The organism is Caulobacter sp. FG121, from assembly GCF_057809815.1.
Genome location: NZ_JBMDKR010000001.1, coordinates 34,225 through 51,958, shown reverse-complemented (window position 1 = coordinate 51,958; position 17,734 = coordinate 34,225). Strand labels below are relative to the sequence as shown.

General features: G+C 68.9%; 19 protein-coding genes. 9 read left to right on the top strand and 10 right to left on the bottom strand.

Translation table 11 applies throughout. The features are described 5' to 3' along the window. Positions 1-22: 22 nt before the first annotated feature. From uvrA to ACODSL_RS00250, 3 genes are all read right to left on the bottom strand, one after another. Positions 23-2,914 carry an excinuclease ABC subunit UvrA gene (uvrA, locus tag ACODSL_RS00260; RefSeq protein ID WP_488899709.1) on the bottom strand — a complete coding sequence of 964 codons (2,892 nt, stop codon included), beginning with the start codon at positions 2,912-2,914 and terminating at the stop codon, positions 23-25. A gap of 149 nt (positions 2,915-3,063) precedes the next feature. After that, the gene (locus tag ACODSL_RS00255; RefSeq protein ID WP_488898620.1) at positions 3,064-3,531 is read right to left on the bottom strand and encodes a DUF1203 domain-containing protein; all 468 of its coding nucleotides are present in this window, start codon (positions 3,529-3,531) and stop codon (positions 3,064-3,066) included. A 73-nt stretch (positions 3,532-3,604) separates the two neighbouring features. After that, positions 3,605-4,093, bottom strand: a complete 489-nt coding sequence (locus ACODSL_RS00250; RefSeq protein WP_488898619.1) for a group III truncated hemoglobin — start codon at positions 4,091-4,093, stop codon at positions 3,605-3,607. A gap of 172 nt (positions 4,094-4,265) precedes the next feature. On the opposite strand from ACODSL_RS00250, the gene ACODSL_RS00245 reads away from it, so the two are divergent. Then, entirely contained in the window at positions 4,266-5,789 is a 1,524-nt protein-coding gene (locus tag ACODSL_RS00245; protein ID WP_488898618.1) for an ABC-F family ATP-binding cassette domain-containing protein, read from the top strand. Positions 5,790-5,791: 2 nt separating this feature from the next. Here ACODSL_RS00245 and ACODSL_RS00240 read toward each other — a convergent pair whose 3' ends face one another. After that, entirely contained in the window at positions 5,792-6,199 is a 408-nt protein-coding gene (locus tag ACODSL_RS00240; RefSeq protein WP_488898617.1) for a PaaI family thioesterase, read from the bottom strand. Between the two features lie 39 nt (positions 6,200-6,238). Here ACODSL_RS00240 and ACODSL_RS00235 point away from each other — a divergent pair, with 39 nt between their 5' ends. Further along, the gene (locus tag ACODSL_RS00235) at positions 6,239-6,829 is read left to right on the top strand and encodes a TetR/AcrR family transcriptional regulator (protein WP_488898616.1); all 591 of its coding nucleotides are present in this window, start codon (positions 6,239-6,241) and stop codon (positions 6,827-6,829) included. Positions 6,830-6,899: 70 nt separating this feature from the next. Continuing rightward, positions 6,900-7,601, top strand: coding sequence for an AAA family ATPase (locus tag ACODSL_RS00230; RefSeq protein ID WP_488898615.1), 702 nt, complete (start codon positions 6,900-6,902; stop codon positions 7,599-7,601). Positions 7,602-7,701: 100 nt separating this feature from the next. Here ACODSL_RS00230 and ACODSL_RS00225 read toward each other — a convergent pair whose 3' ends face one another. Genes ACODSL_RS00225 through ACODSL_RS00210 form a run of 4 tightly spaced genes read right to left on the bottom strand, consistent with a single transcriptional unit; the run spans position 7,702 to position 10,815 of the window. Continuing rightward, a complete protein-coding gene (locus ACODSL_RS00225) occupies positions 7,702-8,889 on the bottom strand; it encodes an acyl-CoA dehydrogenase family protein (RefSeq protein WP_488898614.1) in 1,188 nt (395 codons plus the stop codon). A gap of 49 nt (positions 8,890-8,938) precedes the next feature. Beyond that, positions 8,939-9,379 (bottom strand): flagellar basal body protein, encoded by a 441-nt coding sequence (locus tag ACODSL_RS00220; protein ID WP_488898613.1) that lies wholly within the window; start codon positions 9,377-9,379, stop codon positions 8,939-8,941. 12 nt (positions 9,380-9,391) lie between these two features. Continuing rightward, a complete protein-coding gene (locus ACODSL_RS00215) occupies positions 9,392-9,709 on the bottom strand; it encodes a rod-binding protein (RefSeq protein ID WP_488898612.1) in 318 nt (105 codons plus the stop codon). Continuing rightward, positions 9,709-10,815 carry a flagellar basal body P-ring protein FlgI gene (locus ACODSL_RS00210; protein WP_488898611.1) on the bottom strand — a complete coding sequence of 369 codons (1,107 nt, stop codon included), beginning with the start codon at positions 10,813-10,815 and terminating at the stop codon, positions 9,709-9,711. Before ACODSL_RS00210 ends, ACODSL_RS00215 begins: the two co-directional genes overlap by 1 nt. A 204-nt stretch (positions 10,816-11,019) precedes the next feature. Between ACODSL_RS00210 and fliX the strand changes: the two genes are divergently transcribed. The 4 genes from fliX to gltX all read left to right on the top strand — a co-directional run bounded on the left by fliX (position 11,020) and on the right by gltX (position 13,922). Beyond that, on the top strand, positions 11,020-11,457 hold the full coding sequence (gene fliX / locus ACODSL_RS00205) for a flagellar assembly regulator FliX (protein WP_488898610.1): 438 nt from the start codon (positions 11,020-11,022) through the stop codon (positions 11,455-11,457). A 95-nt stretch (positions 11,458-11,552) separates the two neighbouring features. Next, positions 11,553-11,981 (top strand): RNA polymerase-binding protein DksA, encoded by a 429-nt coding sequence (gene dksA / locus ACODSL_RS00200; RefSeq protein WP_488898609.1) that lies wholly within the window; start codon positions 11,553-11,555, stop codon positions 11,979-11,981. Between the two features lie 137 nt (positions 11,982-12,118). Next, positions 12,119-12,529, top strand: a complete 411-nt coding sequence (locus ACODSL_RS00195; RefSeq protein WP_488898608.1) for a nuclear transport factor 2 family protein — start codon at positions 12,119-12,121, stop codon at positions 12,527-12,529. A 52-nt stretch (positions 12,530-12,581) separates the two neighbouring features. Beyond that, a complete protein-coding gene (gene gltX / locus ACODSL_RS00190; RefSeq protein ID WP_488898607.1) occupies positions 12,582-13,922 on the top strand; it encodes a glutamate--tRNA ligase in 1,341 nt (446 codons plus the stop codon). Between the two features lie 4 nt (positions 13,923-13,926). On the opposite strand, the gene ACODSL_RS00185 is transcribed toward gltX, so the two are convergent. Continuing rightward, positions 13,927-14,226 (bottom strand): DUF8200 family protein, encoded by a 300-nt coding sequence (locus ACODSL_RS00185; RefSeq protein WP_488898606.1) that lies wholly within the window; start codon positions 14,224-14,226, stop codon positions 13,927-13,929. Between the two features lie 66 nt (positions 14,227-14,292). Further along, positions 14,293-14,901 (bottom strand): LOG family protein, encoded by a 609-nt coding sequence (locus ACODSL_RS00180; protein WP_488898605.1) that lies wholly within the window; start codon positions 14,899-14,901, stop codon positions 14,293-14,295. Positions 14,902-14,995: 94 nt separating this feature from the next. On the opposite strand from ACODSL_RS00180, the gene ACODSL_RS00175 reads away from it, so the two are divergent. Together ACODSL_RS00175 and ACODSL_RS00170 are read left to right on the top strand one after the other, a co-directional pair. After that, positions 14,996-15,793 (top strand): hypothetical protein, encoded by a 798-nt coding sequence (locus ACODSL_RS00175; RefSeq protein WP_488898604.1) that lies wholly within the window; start codon positions 14,996-14,998, stop codon positions 15,791-15,793. Then, the gene (locus ACODSL_RS00170) at positions 15,793-17,643 is read left to right on the top strand and encodes an ABCB family ABC transporter ATP-binding protein/permease (RefSeq protein WP_488898603.1); all 1,851 of its coding nucleotides are present in this window, start codon (positions 15,793-15,795) and stop codon (positions 17,641-17,643) included. The genes ACODSL_RS00175 and ACODSL_RS00170 overlap by 1 nt, the downstream gene beginning before the upstream one ends. Positions 17,644-17,734: the final 91 nt, after the last annotated feature.

Genomic DNA, 17,734 nt, shown 5'->3' with positions numbered 1-17,734 from the left:
TGAGTAAGGCGCGGGCGGGCGATCAGGCCCGCCTGCGCTTCTCGCCGGCCCGGTCGCGGTGGCGTTTGAGCACCTCGGCCAGGTAACGACCGGTCCAGCTGCCCTCGATGCCGGCGACCTTCTCGGGCGTGCCGACGCCGACGATCTCGCCGCCGCCGTCGCCGCCCTCGGGGCCGAAGTCGACGATCCAGTCGGCCGTCTTCACCACATCCAGATTGTGCTCGATGACCACCACGGTGTTGCCCTGGTCGACCAACTCGTGGAGCACCTCGAGCAACTTCTTCGTGTCCTCGAAATGCAGGCCGGTGGTCGGCTCGTCGAGAATGTAGAGGGTGCGCCCGGTGGCCCGCTTGCTCAGTTCCTTCGATAGCTTGACCCGCTGGGCCTCGCCGCCCGACAGCGTCGTCGCCTGCTGGCCGACGTGGACGTAGCCCAGGCCGACCCTCTTCAGGGTCTCCATCTTGTCGCGCACCGGCGGCACGACCTTGAAGAAGTCGGCGGCCTCCTCGACGGTCATGTCGAGGATGTCGGCGATCGACTTGCCCTTGAACAGGATCTCGAGGGTCTCGCGGTTGTAGCGCTTGCCCTTGCAGACGTCGCAGGTGACGTAGACGTCGGGCAGGAAGTGCATCTCGATCTTGATCAGGCCGTCGCCCTGACAGGCCTCGCAGCGGCCGCCCTTGACGTTGAAGCTGAACCGGCCCGGGCCATAGCCGCGCGCCTTGCTCTCCGGCAGCTGGCTGAACCAGTCGCGGATCGGCTGGAAGGCGCCGGTGTAGGTCGCCGGGTTCGACCGCGGCGTGCGGCCGATCGGGCTCTGGTCGATGTCGATGACCTTGTCGAAGTTCTCCAGCCCCTCGATCTTCTCGTAGGGGGCCGGGGCCTCGCTGGCGTTGTTCAGCCGGCGCGCGGCGGCCTTGTAGAGGGTCTCGATGGTGAAGGTCGACTTGCCGCCGCCGCTGACCCCGGTGATGCAGGTGAAGGTGCCGACCGGAATCTCGCCGGTGACGCTCTTGAGGTTGTTGCCGGTCGCGCCGACGACGCGCAGCACATGCTTCTTCGAGATCGGCCGGCGCTGCTCGGGCACGGCGATCTCGCGCGTGCCGGTCAGGTACTGGCCGGTGACGCTCTTTGGATTGGCCATGATGTCGGCAGGTTTGCCCTCGGCGATGATCTCGCCGCCGTGCACGCCGGCGGCCGGGCCCATGTCGATGACATAGTCGGCGGTGAGGATGGCCTCCTCGTCATGCTCGACCACCAGCACCGAGTTGCCGAGGTCGCGCAGGCCGCGCAACGACTGCAACAGGCGGGTGTTGTCGCGCTGGTGAAGGCCGATCGACGGCTCGTCCAGCACGTAGAGCACGCCGGTCAGGCCACTGCCGATCTGGCTGGCCAGCCGGATGCGCTGGCTCTCGCCACCGGACAGGGTGCCCGAGCCGCGCGACAGGTTGAGGTAGTCCAGGCCGACGTCGACGAGGAAGCGCAGGCGATCGTTGATCTCCTTCAGGATCCGCCGGGCGATCTCCATCTGCTTGTCGCTCAGCTGGCCTTCGAGCGCCTCGAACCAGGCCTTGGCCTGGCGGATGGCCAGGGTGCTGACCTCGGCGATGTTGCGCTGGCCGATCTTGACCGCCAGGGCTTCGGGCTTGAGGCGCGCGCCGTCGCAGACATCGCAGGGCGTGTCGGACTGGTAGCGGCCGAGCTCCTCGCGAACCCAGGCCGAGTCCGTCTCCCGCCAGCGCCGCTCGAGGTTCGGCAACACGCCCTCGAAGGGCTTGTTGACCTCGTACTTGCGGGCGTTGTCATCGTAGACGAAGTGAATCTTCTCGGTCCCGGTGCCGTACAGCACGACCTTCTGCGCCTCGGCTGACAGGCTGTGCCAGGGCGCGTCCATCGAAAAGCTGTAGTGTCGGGCCAGCGCCTGCAGGGTCTGGGTGTAGAGCGGCGAGGGGCCCTTGGCCCAGGGCGACACCGCGCCCTTGTGCAGGGTCTTGTCCTTGTCCGGCACCACCAGGTCGGCGTCGAACGCCAGCTTGGCCCCCAGGCCGTCACAGGTCGGGCAGGCGCCGAACGGGTTGTTGAACGAGAACAGCCGCGGCTCGATCTCGCTGATGGTGAAGCCGCTGACCGGGCAGGCGAACTTTTCGGAGAAGATGATGCGGCGAGGCTCACCGCCTTCAATCTCGGCGTCGGCCCACTCGGCCACGGCGATGCCGTCGGCCAGCCGCAGGGCCTGTTCGATGCTGTCGGCGTAGCGCTGCTCAAGGCCGTTCTTGGTCACCAGCCGGTCCACGACCACGTCGATGTCGTGCTTGAACTTCTTGTCCAGCTCCGGCGCGTCCTCGATCGGATAGAGCACGCCGTCGATCTTCAGCCGCTGGAAGCCGAGCTTGCGCCACTCGGCGATCTCCTTCCTGTACTCACCCTTGCGGCCGCGCACGACGGGCGCGAGCAGATACAGCCGCTCGCCCTCGGGCAGGACCGTCAGCTTGTCGACCATCTGGCTGACGGTCTGGCTCTCGATCGGCAGGCCGGTGGCCGGCGAATAGGGCACCCCGACCCGCGCCCACAACAGACGCATGTAGTCGTGGATCTCGGTCACCGTGCCCACGGTCGAGCGCGGGTTGCGGCTGGTGGTTTTCTGCTCGATCGAGATGGCCGGCGACAGCCCCTCGATCAGGTCGACGTCCGGCTTGCTCATCAGCTCGAGGAACTGGCGCGCGTAGGCCGACAGGCTCTCGACGTAGCGCCGCTGGCCCTCGGCGTAGATCGTGTCAAACGCGAGCGACGACTTGCCCGAGCCCGACAGGCCGGTGATCACCACCAGTTCGCCGCGCGGAATATCGACGCTGACGTTCTTGAGATTGTGCTCGCGGGCTCCGCGCACGCGGATGAAGTTCTGCTGGTCGGCCATGGTCACCGGGAGGAAGGCTGGAAGCCGCCCCCTCGGGCGCGGCGCAACGCCTGTATGTAGTGCGCAGACTCGCCGATTGCACAAGAACATTGTGGGAACGCGGCGGCATGATGTCAGCAGGGGCCGATCCTGCTGACACCACCCTGTCATCAGACCCGGTCGATGCGCGCCGCGAAGCATCCGCGACGGGCGTTGTGGGCGTGCAGATAGGCCGCGCGAGAATCGGCGAGGAAACGCTCGATCAGCGGCTCGGCCTGCGCGCCCTCGACGATCTCGGCGTCGATCATCATGCCCGCGTCGTCGAAGGCGCGGATCGCCAGCAGACGGGTCTGGAGCGCCGGCGGCATGGCGTCCGTCACCCGCGCCGCCGCGGTAGCGCCCTGCCGGACATAGATGGCGTGGCAGGCGCGGTAGGGGCTGTTGGCCTCCTGGTGCTCGTGATTGAGCAGCAGCAGGGTCTCGCCAGGCTCGGCGTCCTCCAGGGTGATGCGGCAGGGGAAGCCGGGCTTGCTGTCGGCGACCACCCGACGGCCGCCGCGCGCGGCGAGAGCGGCCTCATCGAGGTCGAACAGCGGGGCAAAGGGTTCGGGCGACAGGCCGGTGACGACGAAGGACATGGGGAACTCCTGTGTTGAGGCGTTCCAGTCTGGTCAGGCGCGAGGCCGGCCGCGACCCGGTTCTTGCGGACTTTCAGTCCGGCCGCACGAACCGCTCGCCGATACCCAGCATCACGCCGCTTGCGTTGGCCACGCCCAGTTCGAGGCTCTCGGCGATGTTGCGGGCGCGGACGATGAAATGCTCGGCGGCCAGGGGGGTGCAGAGCGAGTAGGCGGTTTCCTCGAACAGGGCCAGCCAGCGGTCGAAGTGGCGCGCGTCGACCGGCAGCCGCATGTGCCTGGGCATCGGCCGGCCCTGATAGGCGCCGGTGGCCAGCGCCACCGAACCCCAGAACAGCTTCATCTGCGCCAGATGCGGACCCCAGTCGGTGATCCGCCCGGCGAACACGGGGCCCAGCAGCGGATCGGCCCGGACCCGCTGGTAGAAGGCCTCGACCAGGTCGGAGATCAGCGCCTCGTCGATGCCGGTGGCCGCCTTGGCGCGCGCCACGGCGTCGGCGCGGCGGGCGCGGGCCTCTTCCGGCGAATAGGCCGTGGCCTGGAAGGCGAGGGGATCGCTCATGGCCGTCAGATAATCCTCCGCTGCGCCGCTGGCCACCGGCCGCGTCTTTGCGCCGCGCCGGCGATGGCCTATATCGGGGATCCGGCGCCGGGCCGGTCGCCAACGGAGGCTCTCGTGGATCGCAGCATGGAAAACCGCTTCGCCGTTTCCCTGTCCCTGCCCGTGAGCGCCCATGTCTCCCCGGAATTCCACCAGCCTCGTTCTGGACGCTGTCTCCGCCGCCACGCCTGACGGCCGCGTCCTCTTCGACAATCTCAGCCTCGCCTTCGGGCGGGAGCGCACCGGCCTTGTCGGCCGCAACGGCGTGGGCAAGTCCACGCTGCTGCGCCAGACGCTGGCGCCGCCGCCCGGCGCAACGGTCGCCGACCTGCTGGGGGCTAAAGAGGGCCTCGCGCGCCTGGATCGCGTCGAGGCCGGGACCGGCGACGACGAGGACTTCGCCGAGGCCGACTGGGGGCTGCCGGTGCGCATCGATGACGCCCTGATCGAAGTCGGCCTGCCGGGGCTGGCCCATGACCGGCCGGCGGACAGCCTGAGCGGCGGCCAGCTGACGCGGCTGGCCCTGGCGGCGCTGCTGGTCAGCGAGCCGGACGCCATCCTGCTCGACGAGCCGACCAACAACCTCGACGCCGAGGCGAGGGGCTTCCTCGTCGGGTTCCTGCGGCGCTGGCGGGGCGGGGCGGTGGTGGTCAGCCACGACCGGTCGCTGCTGCGCGAGATGGACCGCATCGTCGAGCTCTCAAGCCTGGGCGCGCGGGTCTATGGCGGGAACTACGACCTCTATCTCGAGCGTAAGGCCGAGGAGCGGGCGGCGGCCGAACGGGCGCTGGGCGACGCCGAACGCGAGGCCGGCCGCATCGAACGTGATGTCCAGCAGGCGCGGGAACGCAAGGACCGCCGCGACGCCGGCGGCCGCCGGTACGCGGCCTCGGGCTCGGCCCCGAAGATCCTGCTGGGCGCCATGGCCGAGCGCGCGGAGAACAGCGGCGCACGGGGCGAGCGCCTCGCCGAACGCCAGCGCGACACGGCCGCCGAGGCGTTGACGGAGGCCCGGTCACGGGTCGAGCAGGCGCGGGCCCTGGCCTTCGCCCTGCCGTCCTCCGGGCTAGCCGCGGGCAAGACCGTGCTGGTCTTCGAGGCCGTGGCGTTCGGCTATGGCGCCGCGCCGATCCTGTCGGACCTGTCGCTGAGCCTCGTCGGGCCGGAGCGCGTCGCGGTGACGGGCCCCAACGGCTCCGGCAAGACCACCCTGATCCGGCTGGCGGCCGGGGAACTCGTCCCCACGGCCGGGCGGATCGTTCGCGGCGCCCGGTCGGTGCTGCTCGACCAGCAGGCGGCCGTGCTGCGCGACGAGGAGACGATCCTGCAGGCGTTCCGACGGCTCAATCCCGCCGCCAGTGTCAACGACGCCCAGGCCGCCCTGGCCCGGTTCCTGTTCCGCAATACGGCGGCGCACCAGACGGTCGGCTCGCTGAGCGGCGGGGAGCGGCTGCGGGCGGCGCTGGCCTGCGTTCTGTCCTCGCCGGAGCCGCCGCAGCTGCTGATTCTCGACGAGCCCACCAACCATCTGGACCTGCAGTCGATCGAGGCGGTCGAGGCGGCGCTGGCCGGCTACGACGGGGCGTTGCTGGTGGTCAGCCATGACCCGGACTTCCTTGAGGCCATTGGCATAGACCGCGAGGTGACGCTGGGCTGAGCTCAGCCGATGACGCGGAAGGTGGCGTTGGCCCGGGCCACGATCTCGCCGTCGGCGGTGACGAACAGGTGGGCGAAGCAGAGGGTCTTTCCGCGCTTCGCAAAGGCCGTGGTGAACTCCAGCCACTGGCCGGGCTTCGCCGCGCCGAGGAAGTCCACGGCCAGCGAGACGGTCACCAGCCCGCCGGCGGCGTTGAGGCCCAGCCCGGCCGAAAGGCCCATGGCGTTGTCGGCGAGGGCCGAGATCAGCCCGCCGTGCACCAGCCCCCGGCTGTTGCAGTGGGCCTCGCCCGCCCGCAGGCCGATGATCACCGCCTCGTCCGTGGTCCGGCTGTAGAGCGGCTCCCACGGCGCTGTCAGTGGGCTCTGGCGGTAGTGGGGCGTGAAGCCCTCGGGAACGGACATGGCCATCAACTTTCTATTGATGTAGACCAGTCTATATATATTCTCATGGCAGCCCAGCCCAAACACCGTCAGGCCATCATCCAGGCCGCCGCGACCCTGTTTCGGCGTCGCGGCTACGCGGCCACGGGCCTGAACGACATCGTCGCCCGCAGCCGCGCGCCGAAGGGTTCGCTCTATCACTACTTCCCGCAGGGCAAGGCGCAGATCGGCGAGGCGGCCGTGCGTTTCGCCGGCGGGCTGGTCGAGCGCACGCTGGTGCAGATCGCGACAGAGAGCCCCGATGCGCCGTCGCTGGTACGGGAGTACGTCCGCCGGCTGGCCGGCTGGATGGAACAGAGCGGATGGCGCGACGGCTGCCCGATCACCACGGTATTGCTGGAGACGGCCGCCGAGGACGAGGCCCTGCGACAGGCGGGACTGGAAGCCTTCGCGAGCTGGGAGGCCGTGATCGCCGGCAAGCTGCGCGCCGACGGGGTCGCGGACGGGGAGGCGGACCGACTGGCCGGGGCGGCTATCGGTCTGCTGCAGGGCAGCCTGATCCGCGCGCGGCTGCATCGCGCGCCGGCGCCCTTGCTTGAGGCGGGCGAACAGCTTGGGGCCCTGTTCAGCAACGCGGTCGCCCAGCCGACGGGGTGAGGTTGGGCCAGGCGCTGCGGGCACGGTTCCTGCTGGGAACGGCCCTGAGCGTTTCGTTCGGGGACAGGCGTTGAAAACTCTCGCCATCATTGCCCGCAAAGGCGGGACCGGGAAAACCACCCTGGCCGTGCACCTGGCGGCCGCCGCGCACGCGTCCGGCTATGTCACGCTGCTGGCCGACACCGACCGGCAGCACTCGGCCGTCGAATGGCGCCGCATGCGCCAGCAGACCCAGCCTGTCGTCGAGGCCGTCAAGCCGGGGGCGCTGTTCGCCCGCCAGCAGGAGGCCGCCCGCGCCGGCGTGGACCTGCTGATCGTCGACACCGGCCCGTCGGTCGAGGAGGAGGTCGAACAGGCGGTTCGCTGCGCCGATCTCTGCCTGGTGGTCGCCCGTCCCAACTTCTTCGACATCCGCGCCGTCGCCGACTCGGCGGCCCTGGCCGCGCGCTTCCACCGGCCGGTGGCCTTCGTGCTCAACCAGGCCCCGCACCGTCAGCAGTCGATCGAGGCGCCGGTGCTGATGGAAGCTGTCTCGGCCCTGCGCGCGCTGGGCTTCCCGGTGGCCCCGATCGGCCTGCGCACGCGCGTCGCCTACCAGCGCAGCGTGGCCGGCGGCTCGACGGCGCAGGACATGGAGCCCTCCAGTTCCGCCGCCAGCGAGATCACGGCGCTCTGGGCGTGGATCGAAGCGCGGCTGCAGGCCGAGCGGCCCGTCATCCGGACGCCGACCTTCATCGCCGCCACCGACCGCACCGTTCCGCTGGCGCTCTAGAATTCGGTGACAGCTTACGAATTCACGATCCGGGGGTTGGGCAACGACTGCGCCTGACGAATTCGCAAACTGTCACCGAATTCCCCGTTGCGCTGACGTCCTAGCCCCTCGGCAGAAGCACGCCGGCGATCACGTTGCGCTGGGTTTCGCTCGATCCCGAATAGATGCTCGCCGCCCGGGTAGCGAAATGCTTGGCCGTGGTCCGCGCGCCGTCCGCCAGCCGGCCGGTCTCGTCCCGGAACGGGTCCAGCGCGATCCCCCGGGCCGTCCCGGTGATCTCCATGGCCAGTTCCGCGACCCGCTGGTGCAGCTCGCTGCCGATCAGTTTGAGCACCGAGGAACTGGTGTTGTCGCCGTCGCGCAGCCGCCCGCCGGGCAGCAGGTTGAGCTCGGCCTGTTCAAAGGCGGTCAGTTCGATCTCGGCGCTCACGAGACGCGACATCAGGCCGGGCTCGAGTTCGCCAGTCGCCAGCGCGGCGGCCCGCGCGCGCTGATAGACCCGCCGCACGAGGGCGGCCGGGGTGTTGTTGGACCTGGCCAGCAGCATCAGCCGCTTGGCCACGGCCCAGCCCTGACCCTCCTCGCCGATCCGGTTGGCGACGGGCACGCTGACCTGGTCGAAGAACACGGCGTTCAGCTCGTGCTCGCCGTCGATGGTGATGATCGGGGAGACCGTCAGGCCGGGCGTCGCCATGTCGATCAGCAGGAAGGTCAGGCCTTTCTGCGGCCTGTCCTCGGTCGACGTGCGCACGAGCGCGAACATCCGGTTCGACAGGTGGGCGCCGGTGGTCCAGATCTTGGAGCCGTTGATGACGTACCGTTCGCCGGCGCGTTCGGCCTTCGTCGCCACCCGGGCGAGATCAGAACCCGCGCCCGGCTCGGAGAACCCCTGCGCCCAGAGGTCGTCTCCGGACAGAATGGCGGGCAGATAGCGCGCCTTCTGCATCGGCGTGCCCATCTCGATGATCAACGGACCCAGGCTGCGGATCCCGCCCGCGAACAGCACCGGGGCGTCGTTGAGAGCGCATTCGCGATCGAACAGGAATCGCTCGCGCGGCGTCCAGCCGGTTCCCCCTTCAGCGACCGGCCAGCCAGGCGCGATCCAGCCGCGGCGGTGCAGGCGCTGATGCCAGATCCGGCAGGCGTCGATGTCGCTATGGACGCCCAGCGTACGGCGACCCGCTTCGCGCAGATCGGGCGTCAGGGCTTCGGCGAGAAACCGGCGCACCTCGGCGAGGAAGGTCTCGTCAGGATCAGAGTCGCGGAGCGAGGGAAGAGGGGCCGGCATGGTGGCCAGCAGAGAGCGGGGCCGGGACCCCGTCTCTGATTCAGGTCAATCAGGCGCTCTTGTTCAGCGTGATGGCGCGGGCGTCGCCGCTCTTGCCGACAGCGCCGGGGCCATAGCCGGCGCCTGTGTCGCGCTGCGAGGCGAACTCTTCGGCGATGGCGCGCACCAGGCCCTCGGTGACCGTGCGGGCGGCCTCGAGCGCGCGGCCCTGACGCGCCAGCACGGCGTCGAACGCCTCGGTCGCCTGCATCAGCCGCATGCGCTGATCCAGCGGCGCGTCTTCGATCATCGCCGGCGTCTGACGCACCCGCGCCGACTCATGGCGATAGATGTTCGCCAGCTTCGACAGCTCTTCCATCTGGGCGGCGGCGTCCTGCGGACGACGCTGTTCAAAGGCGAGGCACTGCTGCGCCATCAGGGCGGTCAGCCGGTCGGTCAGCGAGATCAATTGGTCGACACGGTCAGCCGCGTCGCGGGCGTCGAGAGCCATGGGTTCGTCTTTCTAGCTGAGACCTTGGAGTTTGAGCATTTCGCGCTGCACGAGGTCGCCCACGCCCAGTCCGCCACGCTTGGCGGTCTGTTTGGCGATGGCGTCGGTCATGAAGGACTTGAACATCGCCTCGCCCTCGCCGCCGCCGAAGGGCGCTTCGGTCGAGAGACCATCGAACATCGGCTTGAGCATCGAGGACAGGAACGAGGCCTCGAACTTCTGGGCGGCGTCGGCGATCTTGTGGCGACGCGCCAGATCGGCCGTCGAGGCGGCCTGGGGCTGGGCCTGGGCCATCAGGATGTCGGGCGAAACGGCCACGGGAGCGGTCATCACATCACCTCGATGTCGGCTTGCAGGGCGCCGGCGGCCTTGATGGCCTGCAGGATGGAAATCATGTCGCGGGGCGTGACGCCCAGGGCGTTGAGCCCGGCGACCAGGTTCGACAGCGAGGCTCCGCTCTTCAACGTCAGCAGCTGGCGGCCGCGCTCCTCATCGACAGAGACGGCGGACTGGCTGGTGACGACCGTCTCGCCGCCCCGGCTGAGGGGCTGGGGCTGGCTGACCTGCGGCGTTTCCTGGACGGAGATGGTCAGGTTGCCCTGTGCGATGGCGACGGTGGAGATGCGCACCGAGTCGCCCATGACGATGACGCCGCTGTTTTCATCGATGATCACCTTGGCCGGGGCGTCGGGCTCGATCTCGAGCGTCTCGACGGCGGTCATGAAGCCCACCATGCCCTGGCCGGCGGGCGGCCGGAGCGTGACGATCGTCGGATTGTCGGCCACCGCGGTTCCGGGGAACCGGCCGTTGATCGCTGTTGCGATCCGCTGGGCGGTGGTGAAGTCGGGGTTGCGCAGGGTCATGCGCATCTCGCCCATCTGGGCCATCTGGAAGCCGGTCTCGCGCTCGATGGTCGCCCCGCCCGCGATCCGGCCGGCCGTGGGGACGCCCTTGCTGATCGAGCTGCCCGAGGCGCCGGAGGCGGAGACCGATCCGGTCTGCACGGTGCCCTGGGCCACGGCATAGACATTGCCATCGGCGCCCAGCAGCGAGGTCACCAGCAGCGTCCCGCCCTGAAGGCTCTTGGCGTCACCAGCGGCGGACACCGTCACGTCGATGGCCGAACCGGACGCGGCGAACGGCGGCAGCTTGGCGGTGACCATGACCACGGCCACGTTCTTGGTGTTGAGGTTGGTGTCACGGACGTTGACCCCGAGCCGCTCGAACATCGCTTCGAGGCTCTGGCGGGTCATGGGGGCGTTGCGCAGGTTGTCGCCGGTGCCGTTGAGGCCGACCACCAGGCCATAGCCGGTCAGCTGGTTTTCCCGAACGCCCTCGAACGATACGACGTCCTTGATGCGCGACTTGGCGAAGCTCGGCCCGGCCATCAGAAGGGCCAGAACCAGCACCAGACTGCCTGCAATCGAAGGACGCATGTCGTTCCCGTCGTGACGCCGCTACTACCCGCGCATACATGCGAGAAGCGCGCCACGAATTAGATGTGTGAATTCAATGTGTTGGCGGCTCCACAAAGGGTGGCCATCCGGTCGGCGGCAGAAATTGCCCGGCATTAACCATGCCGCAAGCAAGCGGGCCGACATTCGGGGTCAATTCACGGTTCGGAGCGGCGTATCGCCTCCATGAAAGTCACGGGATCCAGTTCGGTCGGATCACTTGGAAGCGCCAAGGGTGCGGCGCGTCCGTCGGGCGGGCAGGGCGCCTTCGCGCTGCCGTCCACGACATCGGCCAGCGCGGCGTCGGACGTCGCGCGGAGTGTCGGTGTGGGCGGGATCGGCTCGCTGGACGCTCTGTTGGCCCTGCAGGATGTCGGCGGTCCGCTGGAGCGCCGTCGTCGGGCTATGGGCCGCGCCGGACGTATTCTCGACGTGCTCGACGAGGTCAGGGTCGCCCTGATCGACGGCGAGGTCTCGGCCCGCGATCTGGAACGCCTGGCGCGAGCGGTCCGCGAGGAGCGGATGGCCACGGACGATGCCGGCCTTGAAGGGGTCCTGAATGAGATCGAAACCCGCGCTGCGGTGGAGATGGCGAAGCTCGAACAGGCGAAGGTTGCGGCATGAACGCCCGCCGAACGCGAGCTTCATTGATCGTTGCGGCGCTTTTGTTATAAGGCCCGGCTCTTGTGAGCATGGCGTAATGGGGGCGTGAGACGTCAATGACGACGGCTACGGTTCTGGCGGAACAAACGACTTATCGTCCTTCGGACGATGAGGAGTTCATGAACGAGCGTCAGCTCGAGTACTTCAAACAAAAGTTGCTGGCCTGGAAGGATGAGATCCTTCGCGAATCTCGCGAAACGGTCAACCACCTCCAGAAGGAAACAGAGAACCATCCCGACCTGGCCGATCGCGCCACGTCGGAGACTGATCGTGCTCTGGAACTCCGTACCCGCGACCGGCAACGGAAACTCATCTCGAAGATCGACGAAGCCCTGCGTCGCATCGAGGACGGCTCTTACGGCTACTGCGAGGAGACGGGGGAACCCATCGGTCTCGCACGGCTCGAAGCCCGTCCTGTGGCGACCATGAGCGTCGAGGCCCAGGAACGGCACGAGCGCCGCGAACGGGTCCATCGGGACGACTGATCGAAAGGGGACATGTACCGAAGGTGCATGTCCCCCGATCCCGCCAATGCTGACGGGCCGTTTTACCGGCGGAGTAATTGAACGCCGTATGGCCGGGCGAAGACACTCCGCACCTGGGCAGGCGGCGGAGGCATAGCATGGCCAAAAATCCGGATCAGGCCCGCGCGGCCAACCTCGCTCCGGCGCAGCGCTACGCAGACGCCTGGGTTGCGGGTGATTTTCCAGCCATGCTGGCCACTTACAGCGACACCTTCATTCTGCACTGGTTCGGTGACAACCCCTTCGCCGGGACCAAAAGTGGCAAGGCCGCCGCGGTCGAGGCGCTGATGGCCTTCACCCGGCTTACCGACCGCAAGCTGGTCGCCGTCGACAGCGTCATGGCCGACGCTCGCCGCGCCGTGATCATCGCCCGCGAGTCCATCACCGCCGCCGACGAGACCCGCGAGGTAGAGCGGGTGCTGGTTTACCGTGTCGAAGATGACCAGCTGGCCGAATGCTGGGTCTATGACGAGGACCAACGGTTCATCGACAAAGCCCTCTCATCTTGACTTCCGGCCTCCCAAAGCCGACCTAGCCCGGCTCTGAGAAGGACGACCTCCCATGACCGTCAGGGTCCGTTTCGCGCCGTCGCCCACCGGGCGGCTGCATGTCGGCAACATTCGCACTGGCCTGATCAACTGGCTGTTCGCCCGCTCGCAGGGCGGACAGTTCGTGCTGCGCATCGACGACACCGATCTGGAGCGCTCGACGCAGGAGTATGAGGACGGCATCGAGACCGATCTCGCCTGGCTCGGCATGGTCTGGGACGAGAAGCACAAGCAGTCCGCGCGCTTTCCGCTGTACCGCGAGGCCATGGAACGCCTGAAGGCGGCCGGCCGTCTGTACCCCTGCTACGAGACCGGCGAGGAACTCGACCGCCGCCGCAAGGTGCAGCTCTCTCGGGGCCAGCCGCCGGTCTATGACCGCGCGGCGCTCAAGCTGACCGAGGCCGAGCGCGCGGCGCTGGAGGCCGAGGGCCGTCGGCCGCACTGGCGCTTCCGGCTCGAAGGCAAGCGGGTGAAGTGGACCGATCTTGCCCGTGGCGACTGCGAGGTCGACACCGCCTCGATGTCGGACCCCGTGCTGATCCGCGAAGACGGAGCCTTCCTCTACACCCTGCCGTCGGTGGTCGATGACATCGACATGGCCATCACCTACGTGATCCGCGGCGAGGATCACGTCACCAACACAGGCGCGCAGATCGAGATATTCGAGGCGCTTGGTGCGAAATCGCCCCAGTTCGCCCACACCACGCTGCTGGTCGGGGCGGACGGCGAGGGGCTGTCCAAGCGCCTCGGCTCGCTGTCGATCATGGAGTTGCGCGAGGGCGGCTTCGAGCCGCTGGCGATCGTCTCGCACCTTGCGCGCATCGGGACGTCCGATCCCCTCGAGGCGTCGGAGAGCATCGACGCCCTGGCGGCGGCCTTTACCTTCGGCAAGATGGCCCGCCATCCGGGCCGCTACGACCAGGCCGACCTCTCGCGCCTCAACGCCGCCGTTCTGCACGCCATGAGCTACGCGGAGGCCCAGCCCCGTCTGGCCGATCTCGGCGCGGATCTGGGCGAGCCCTTCTGGCTGGCGATCCGGTCGAACCTGGGTCTGTTCTCGGGCGTGTCGAACTGGGTGCGTGTCGTCAGCGGAGCAGTCGATCCCCTGATCGCCGAGGAGGACCGCGCGGTCGTCGCGGCGGGCGCCGAGCTTCTGCCGGCGATGCTGGATGGCGACAGCTGGAGCGCCTGGACCTCGGCGGTGAAGGAAAGGACCGGCGCCAAGGGGCGCGGCCTGTTCGCGCCGTTGCGGCGCGCGTTGACCGGCCTGGACCACGGTCCGGAGATGGGCCCGCTGCTGCCGCTGATCGGCCACGACAAGGCGGCCCGCCGGCTGGCCGGCGAGACCGCCTGACCGCCTAGTGGGTGTTGCAGGCCGCAAGCTCCGCAGCGGTCAGGTCCCGCCCGCGGTAGCCGAAGCCGGCAATTTCGCCCAGTTCGGCTGACAGCGTCTTGCAGGACGCTGTCGCGGCGTCCGGCTTGACGCGGGTCGATCGACAGACGTTGACCTTGCACGTCCAGACAGCCCCGTTGACGACCAGGTGTCCCGTGGACGTCTTGGCCTTGAGCACCAGCCAGGCGGATTGGGTGTCGCCGGCGGCCGAGGCGGATCCGGCCAGGCAAGCGGCGATCGCCGCTCCGAGCACGAGCGTGCGCATGTGTAATCTCCTGTCCCCGCGCTGAAGGGAGTCAGCGCTGGCGGCATAGAGGGTTTCTTTTTGAAACTAAGTCAAGCCGGACATGTTGCGGTCCGGCGAGCCGCCGCCGACTTCGGCGCTCATCGCCAGCACCGCGGGGACGACCGCCTCGACCGTCTCGACCGAGCGCCAGGCGTCGGCGAAATTCTCCGGCGAAAGCTTTTCGCGGATCGTGTGGTGGAACAGCTCGAACAGCGGGTCCCAGAACCCACGCGGGTTGTAGAAGACCACCGGCTTGGAATGCAGGCCCAGCCGCTGCCAGGACAGCAGTTCGACGATCTCTTCCAGCGTGCCGATGCCGCCCGGCAGCACGACGAAGGCGTCCGATTGCTCGAACATCATCATTTTCCGCTCGTGCATCGAATGGACGACGATGGTCTCGACGTCGTCGAACGGCTGCTCGCGGCCCTGCAGGAAGTCCGGGATGATTCCCAGCACCCGGCCGCCGGCATCGTGCGCGCCGCGCGCGCTGGCGCCCATCAGGCCGACGCCGCCGCCGCCGTAGACGAACTTCAGGCCGGCTCCGGCGATTTCGCCGCCTATGGCGTGGGCCGAGAACAGGAACTGCGGGTCCGCGTCGTTGGAGGATCCGCAGTAGACGCAGATCGATTCCACGCGGGCAGGCTGGCTGGACATCGCCTCAGGACTCCGGGGATGAAAAAGGCGCGCTTGCGGGCGCGCCGTGGGACTATCATCTGCATGATCGGGTTTTGAGGGCAGGGTTGCAAGCGTGGTGACGGGTCGGTGGGGTGTCTGGGCGGGTCTGCTGCCGTTGCTGCTGGTCGGCGCCTGTGGCGACGGCGGCCGCGCGGTCTGGAAGACGGATGCGGCCAAGGCGGCGGCCGTTGACGGTTATCTGACCCCCCCGCACGTCCTTGCGACGCGGGTCGGGCGAGCGGGCGTCGCCATCGCCGGTGTCGCCGCGCCGGGGTCTAAGGTCCGCCTGGGGGAACCGACCGGGCAACTGCGCTATGGCCTGGCGGACGCTGCCGGGCTCTGGACCATCGTCGTGCCGGCGGCGCCGGACCTGCGTCTGTTCGGCGTCGCCATGACGGTGGGCGACCGGTCGATCCAGGCAGAGGGCTACCTGGCCGTGGCGCCGGATGGCCACGCCGCCCTGCTTCGGGCCGGGGCGGGGACCCAGGTGATCGCAGCGCCATCCCGGCGTCCGCAGATCCTCGCGCTCGACTTTGACCGTGACGGCGCGGCGATGATTTCCGGCGTGGGAACCGTCAATGCCGACATCGGCCTGCGGCTGGACCGTTCGGCCGCGGGCGGGACGGTCGTGGACCGGCAGGGGCGCTACAGTTTCGCCCTAAGCCGGCCGATAACGCCGGCGTCGCACGAGCTCGAAATGTCCGGTGAAGGCGGCGAGGACGTCGTGATCGTCGCGACGGGCCGGCCCGCTGCGCTGGACCGGCCATTCCGGGCGTCCCGCCTCCCGAATGCCTGGCGCATTGACTGGATGACTCCCGGCGGCGGCGCCCAGACGACCCTGCTGTTCGATCCGCGCCCGGCGGCGGGCTGATGCGCGGTCACGTGGCGCGAACGCGCCGTCCCGCGGAGGGCGTGGCCCCGCCGCCAGAGGTGGAACCCCGCGCGAAGCCGTTGACGGCGCTCAAGGACCTTGCGGGCCTGGTCCTGCGGTCGAAGGCGCCGGGCCTGACCTGGCGACTGACGGTCGCCCTGATCCTGACGCTTGTCGGCAAGGTCGCAGGCGTGACAGCCCCCCTGCTGCTCGGCGCGGCGGTGAACCGCCTCTCCGTGGGCCAGAACGCCGGTGTCCAGGTCGGCGCGGCGTTCGCCGGCATGGCCCTGGGCTGGGCCGGCATCCGCTTCCTGTCCGCGATCGCCCCGCAGGCCCGCGACGCGATCGTCACGCCCGTCGCCCAGGCGGCGCAGGCGCGGGCGGCCTCGGAGACCTTTGCCCACGCCCTGTCCCTGTCGATGGACTTTCACCAGAGCAAGCGGACCGGCTCCCTGTCGCGGGTTATCGATCGCGGCGCCCGGTCGATGGACTTCCTGCTGCGGGCTCTGGTGTTCAACCTCGCGCCGACCGTGGTCGAGCTGTTGATCGCCGCCGGCGTGCTGGCGGGCAAGTACGACTGGCGGTTCGCCGCCGTCGCGGTGGCGACGGTGGTGGTCTACGTCGTCCTGACTTTCACGGTGTCCGACTGGCGCATTGCCCACCGGCGGGCGCTGAACGAGGCCGATCAGGAGGCGGCCGGCCGGGCCGTCGACGCCCTGATCAACTACGAAACGGTCAAGACGTTCGGGGCCGAGTCGCGGGCCGTCGCCAACTACGACGTGGCGTTGGGCCAGTATGCCCTGGCCCAGGTCAAGGCGACGAACTCACTGACCCTGCTCAATGCCCTGCAGTCGGGCATAATGAGCCTCGGCCTCGCCCTGATGGCGGTCATGGCCGGCTGGGAGGCGTCCAACGGCCGCATGGGGCCGGGCGACGTCATGGCCGCCGTCCTGATCATGATCAACCTCTATGCGCCGCTCAACATCCTCGGCTTCGCCTACCGCGAAATCCGTCAGTCTTTCATAGACATGGAGGCGATGCTTGATCTGCGGCGCCAGGCGCCGGACGTGGCCGAGGCGGCCGACGCCCGGGGACTGCCGGAGGCACCGGCGGGGCAGGGCGGGGAGGTCGTGTTCGATGCAGTCTCGTTCCGCCATGGCGCGCGATCCGAGGGCATCAGCGAGGTCAGCTTCCGCGCCCGGCCCGGGACGACGGTCGCTCTGGTTGGGCCGTCAGGCGCGGGAAAGACCACGCTTGTAAGGCTGTCCCTGCGGCTCATCGACCCGCAGGCTGGCGCGGTGTCCATCGACGGCGTCGACCTGCGTCACCTGAAGATGTCCGCCCTTCGCCGGGCGGTGGCGCTGGTGCCGCAGGATGTTGCGCTGTTCAATGACACGCTTGAGGCCAACATCGCCTTTGGTCGTCCCGACGCGACGCCGCAGGAGGTGGTCGCCGCCGCCGCCGCCGCCGAACTGTCGGCCTTTATCGAGAGTCTGCCGGACGGCATGGCGACCAAGGTCGGCGAGCGCGGGCTGAAGCTGTCGGGCGGCGAGCGTCAGCGCGTCGGACTGGCCCGGGCCCTGCTGGCGGATCCGCGAGTGCTGATCCTCGACGAGGCGACCAGCGCCCTCGATTCCCGCACCGAGGCTGCGATCCAGGACACCCTGCGCAGGGCTCGCAAGGGCCGCACAACGCTTGTGGTGGCCCACCGTCTGTCGACCGTCGCCGACGCCGACGAGATCCTCGTGCTCAAGAAGGGCCGTATCGTCGAGCGTGGCGCCCATGACGCGCTGCTGGCCGCGGGTGGCGAGTACGCCACCCTGTGGAAACGCCAGACCCGCGGCCGATAGGGAAGGTCCTCCCCCGCCGGGGGAGGTGGCGCTGCGCAGCAGCGACGGAGGGGGTCCGCTCAAATCTCGGGGGACCCCCTCAGTCCGCTTC

Coding starts and splice junctions, on each gene's coding strand:
- uvrA (WP_488899709.1), bottom strand. CDS start 2,914: ATGGCCGACCAGCAGAACTTCATCCGCGTGCGCGGAGCCCGCGAGCAC.
- ACODSL_RS00255 (WP_488898620.1), bottom strand. CDS start 3,531: ATGTCCTTCGTCGTCACCGGCCTGTCGCCCGAACCCTTTGCCCCGCTG.
- ACODSL_RS00250 (WP_488898619.1), bottom strand. CDS start 4,093: ATGAGCGATCCCCTCGCCTTCCAGGCCACGGCCTATTCGCCGGAAGAG.
- ACODSL_RS00245 (WP_488898618.1), top strand. CDS start 4,266: ATGTCTCCCCGGAATTCCACCAGCCTCGTTCTGGACGCTGTCTCCGCC.
- ACODSL_RS00240 (WP_488898617.1), bottom strand. CDS start 6,199: ATGGCCATGTCCGTTCCCGAGGGCTTCACGCCCCACTACCGCCAGAGC.
- ACODSL_RS00235 (WP_488898616.1), top strand. CDS start 6,239: ATGGCAGCCCAGCCCAAACACCGTCAGGCCATCATCCAGGCCGCCGCG.
- ACODSL_RS00225 (WP_488898614.1), bottom strand. CDS start 8,889: ATGCCGGCCCCTCTTCCCTCGCTCCGCGACTCTGATCCTGACGAGACC.
- ACODSL_RS00220 (WP_488898613.1), bottom strand. CDS start 9,379: ATGGCTCTCGACGCCCGCGACGCGGCTGACCGTGTCGACCAATTGATC.
- ACODSL_RS00215 (WP_488898612.1), bottom strand. CDS start 9,709: ATGACCGCTCCCGTGGCCGTTTCGCCCGACATCCTGATGGCCCAGGCC.
- ACODSL_RS00210 (WP_488898611.1), bottom strand. CDS start 10,815: ATGCGTCCTTCGATTGCAGGCAGTCTGGTGCTGGTTCTGGCCCTTCTG.
- fliX (WP_488898610.1), top strand. CDS start 11,020: ATGAAAGTCACGGGATCCAGTTCGGTCGGATCACTTGGAAGCGCCAAG.
- dksA (WP_488898609.1), top strand. CDS start 11,553: ATGACGACGGCTACGGTTCTGGCGGAACAAACGACTTATCGTCCTTCG.
- ACODSL_RS00195 (WP_488898608.1), top strand. CDS start 12,119: ATGGCCAAAAATCCGGATCAGGCCCGCGCGGCCAACCTCGCTCCGGCG.
- gltX (WP_488898607.1), top strand. CDS start 12,582: ATGACCGTCAGGGTCCGTTTCGCGCCGTCGCCCACCGGGCGGCTGCAT.
- ACODSL_RS00185 (WP_488898606.1), bottom strand. CDS start 14,226: ATGCGCACGCTCGTGCTCGGAGCGGCGATCGCCGCTTGCCTGGCCGGA.
- ACODSL_RS00180 (WP_488898605.1), bottom strand. CDS start 14,901: ATGTCCAGCCAGCCTGCCCGCGTGGAATCGATCTGCGTCTACTGCGGA.
- ACODSL_RS00170 (WP_488898603.1), top strand. CDS start 15,793: ATGCGCGGTCACGTGGCGCGAACGCGCCGTCCCGCGGAGGGCGTGGCC.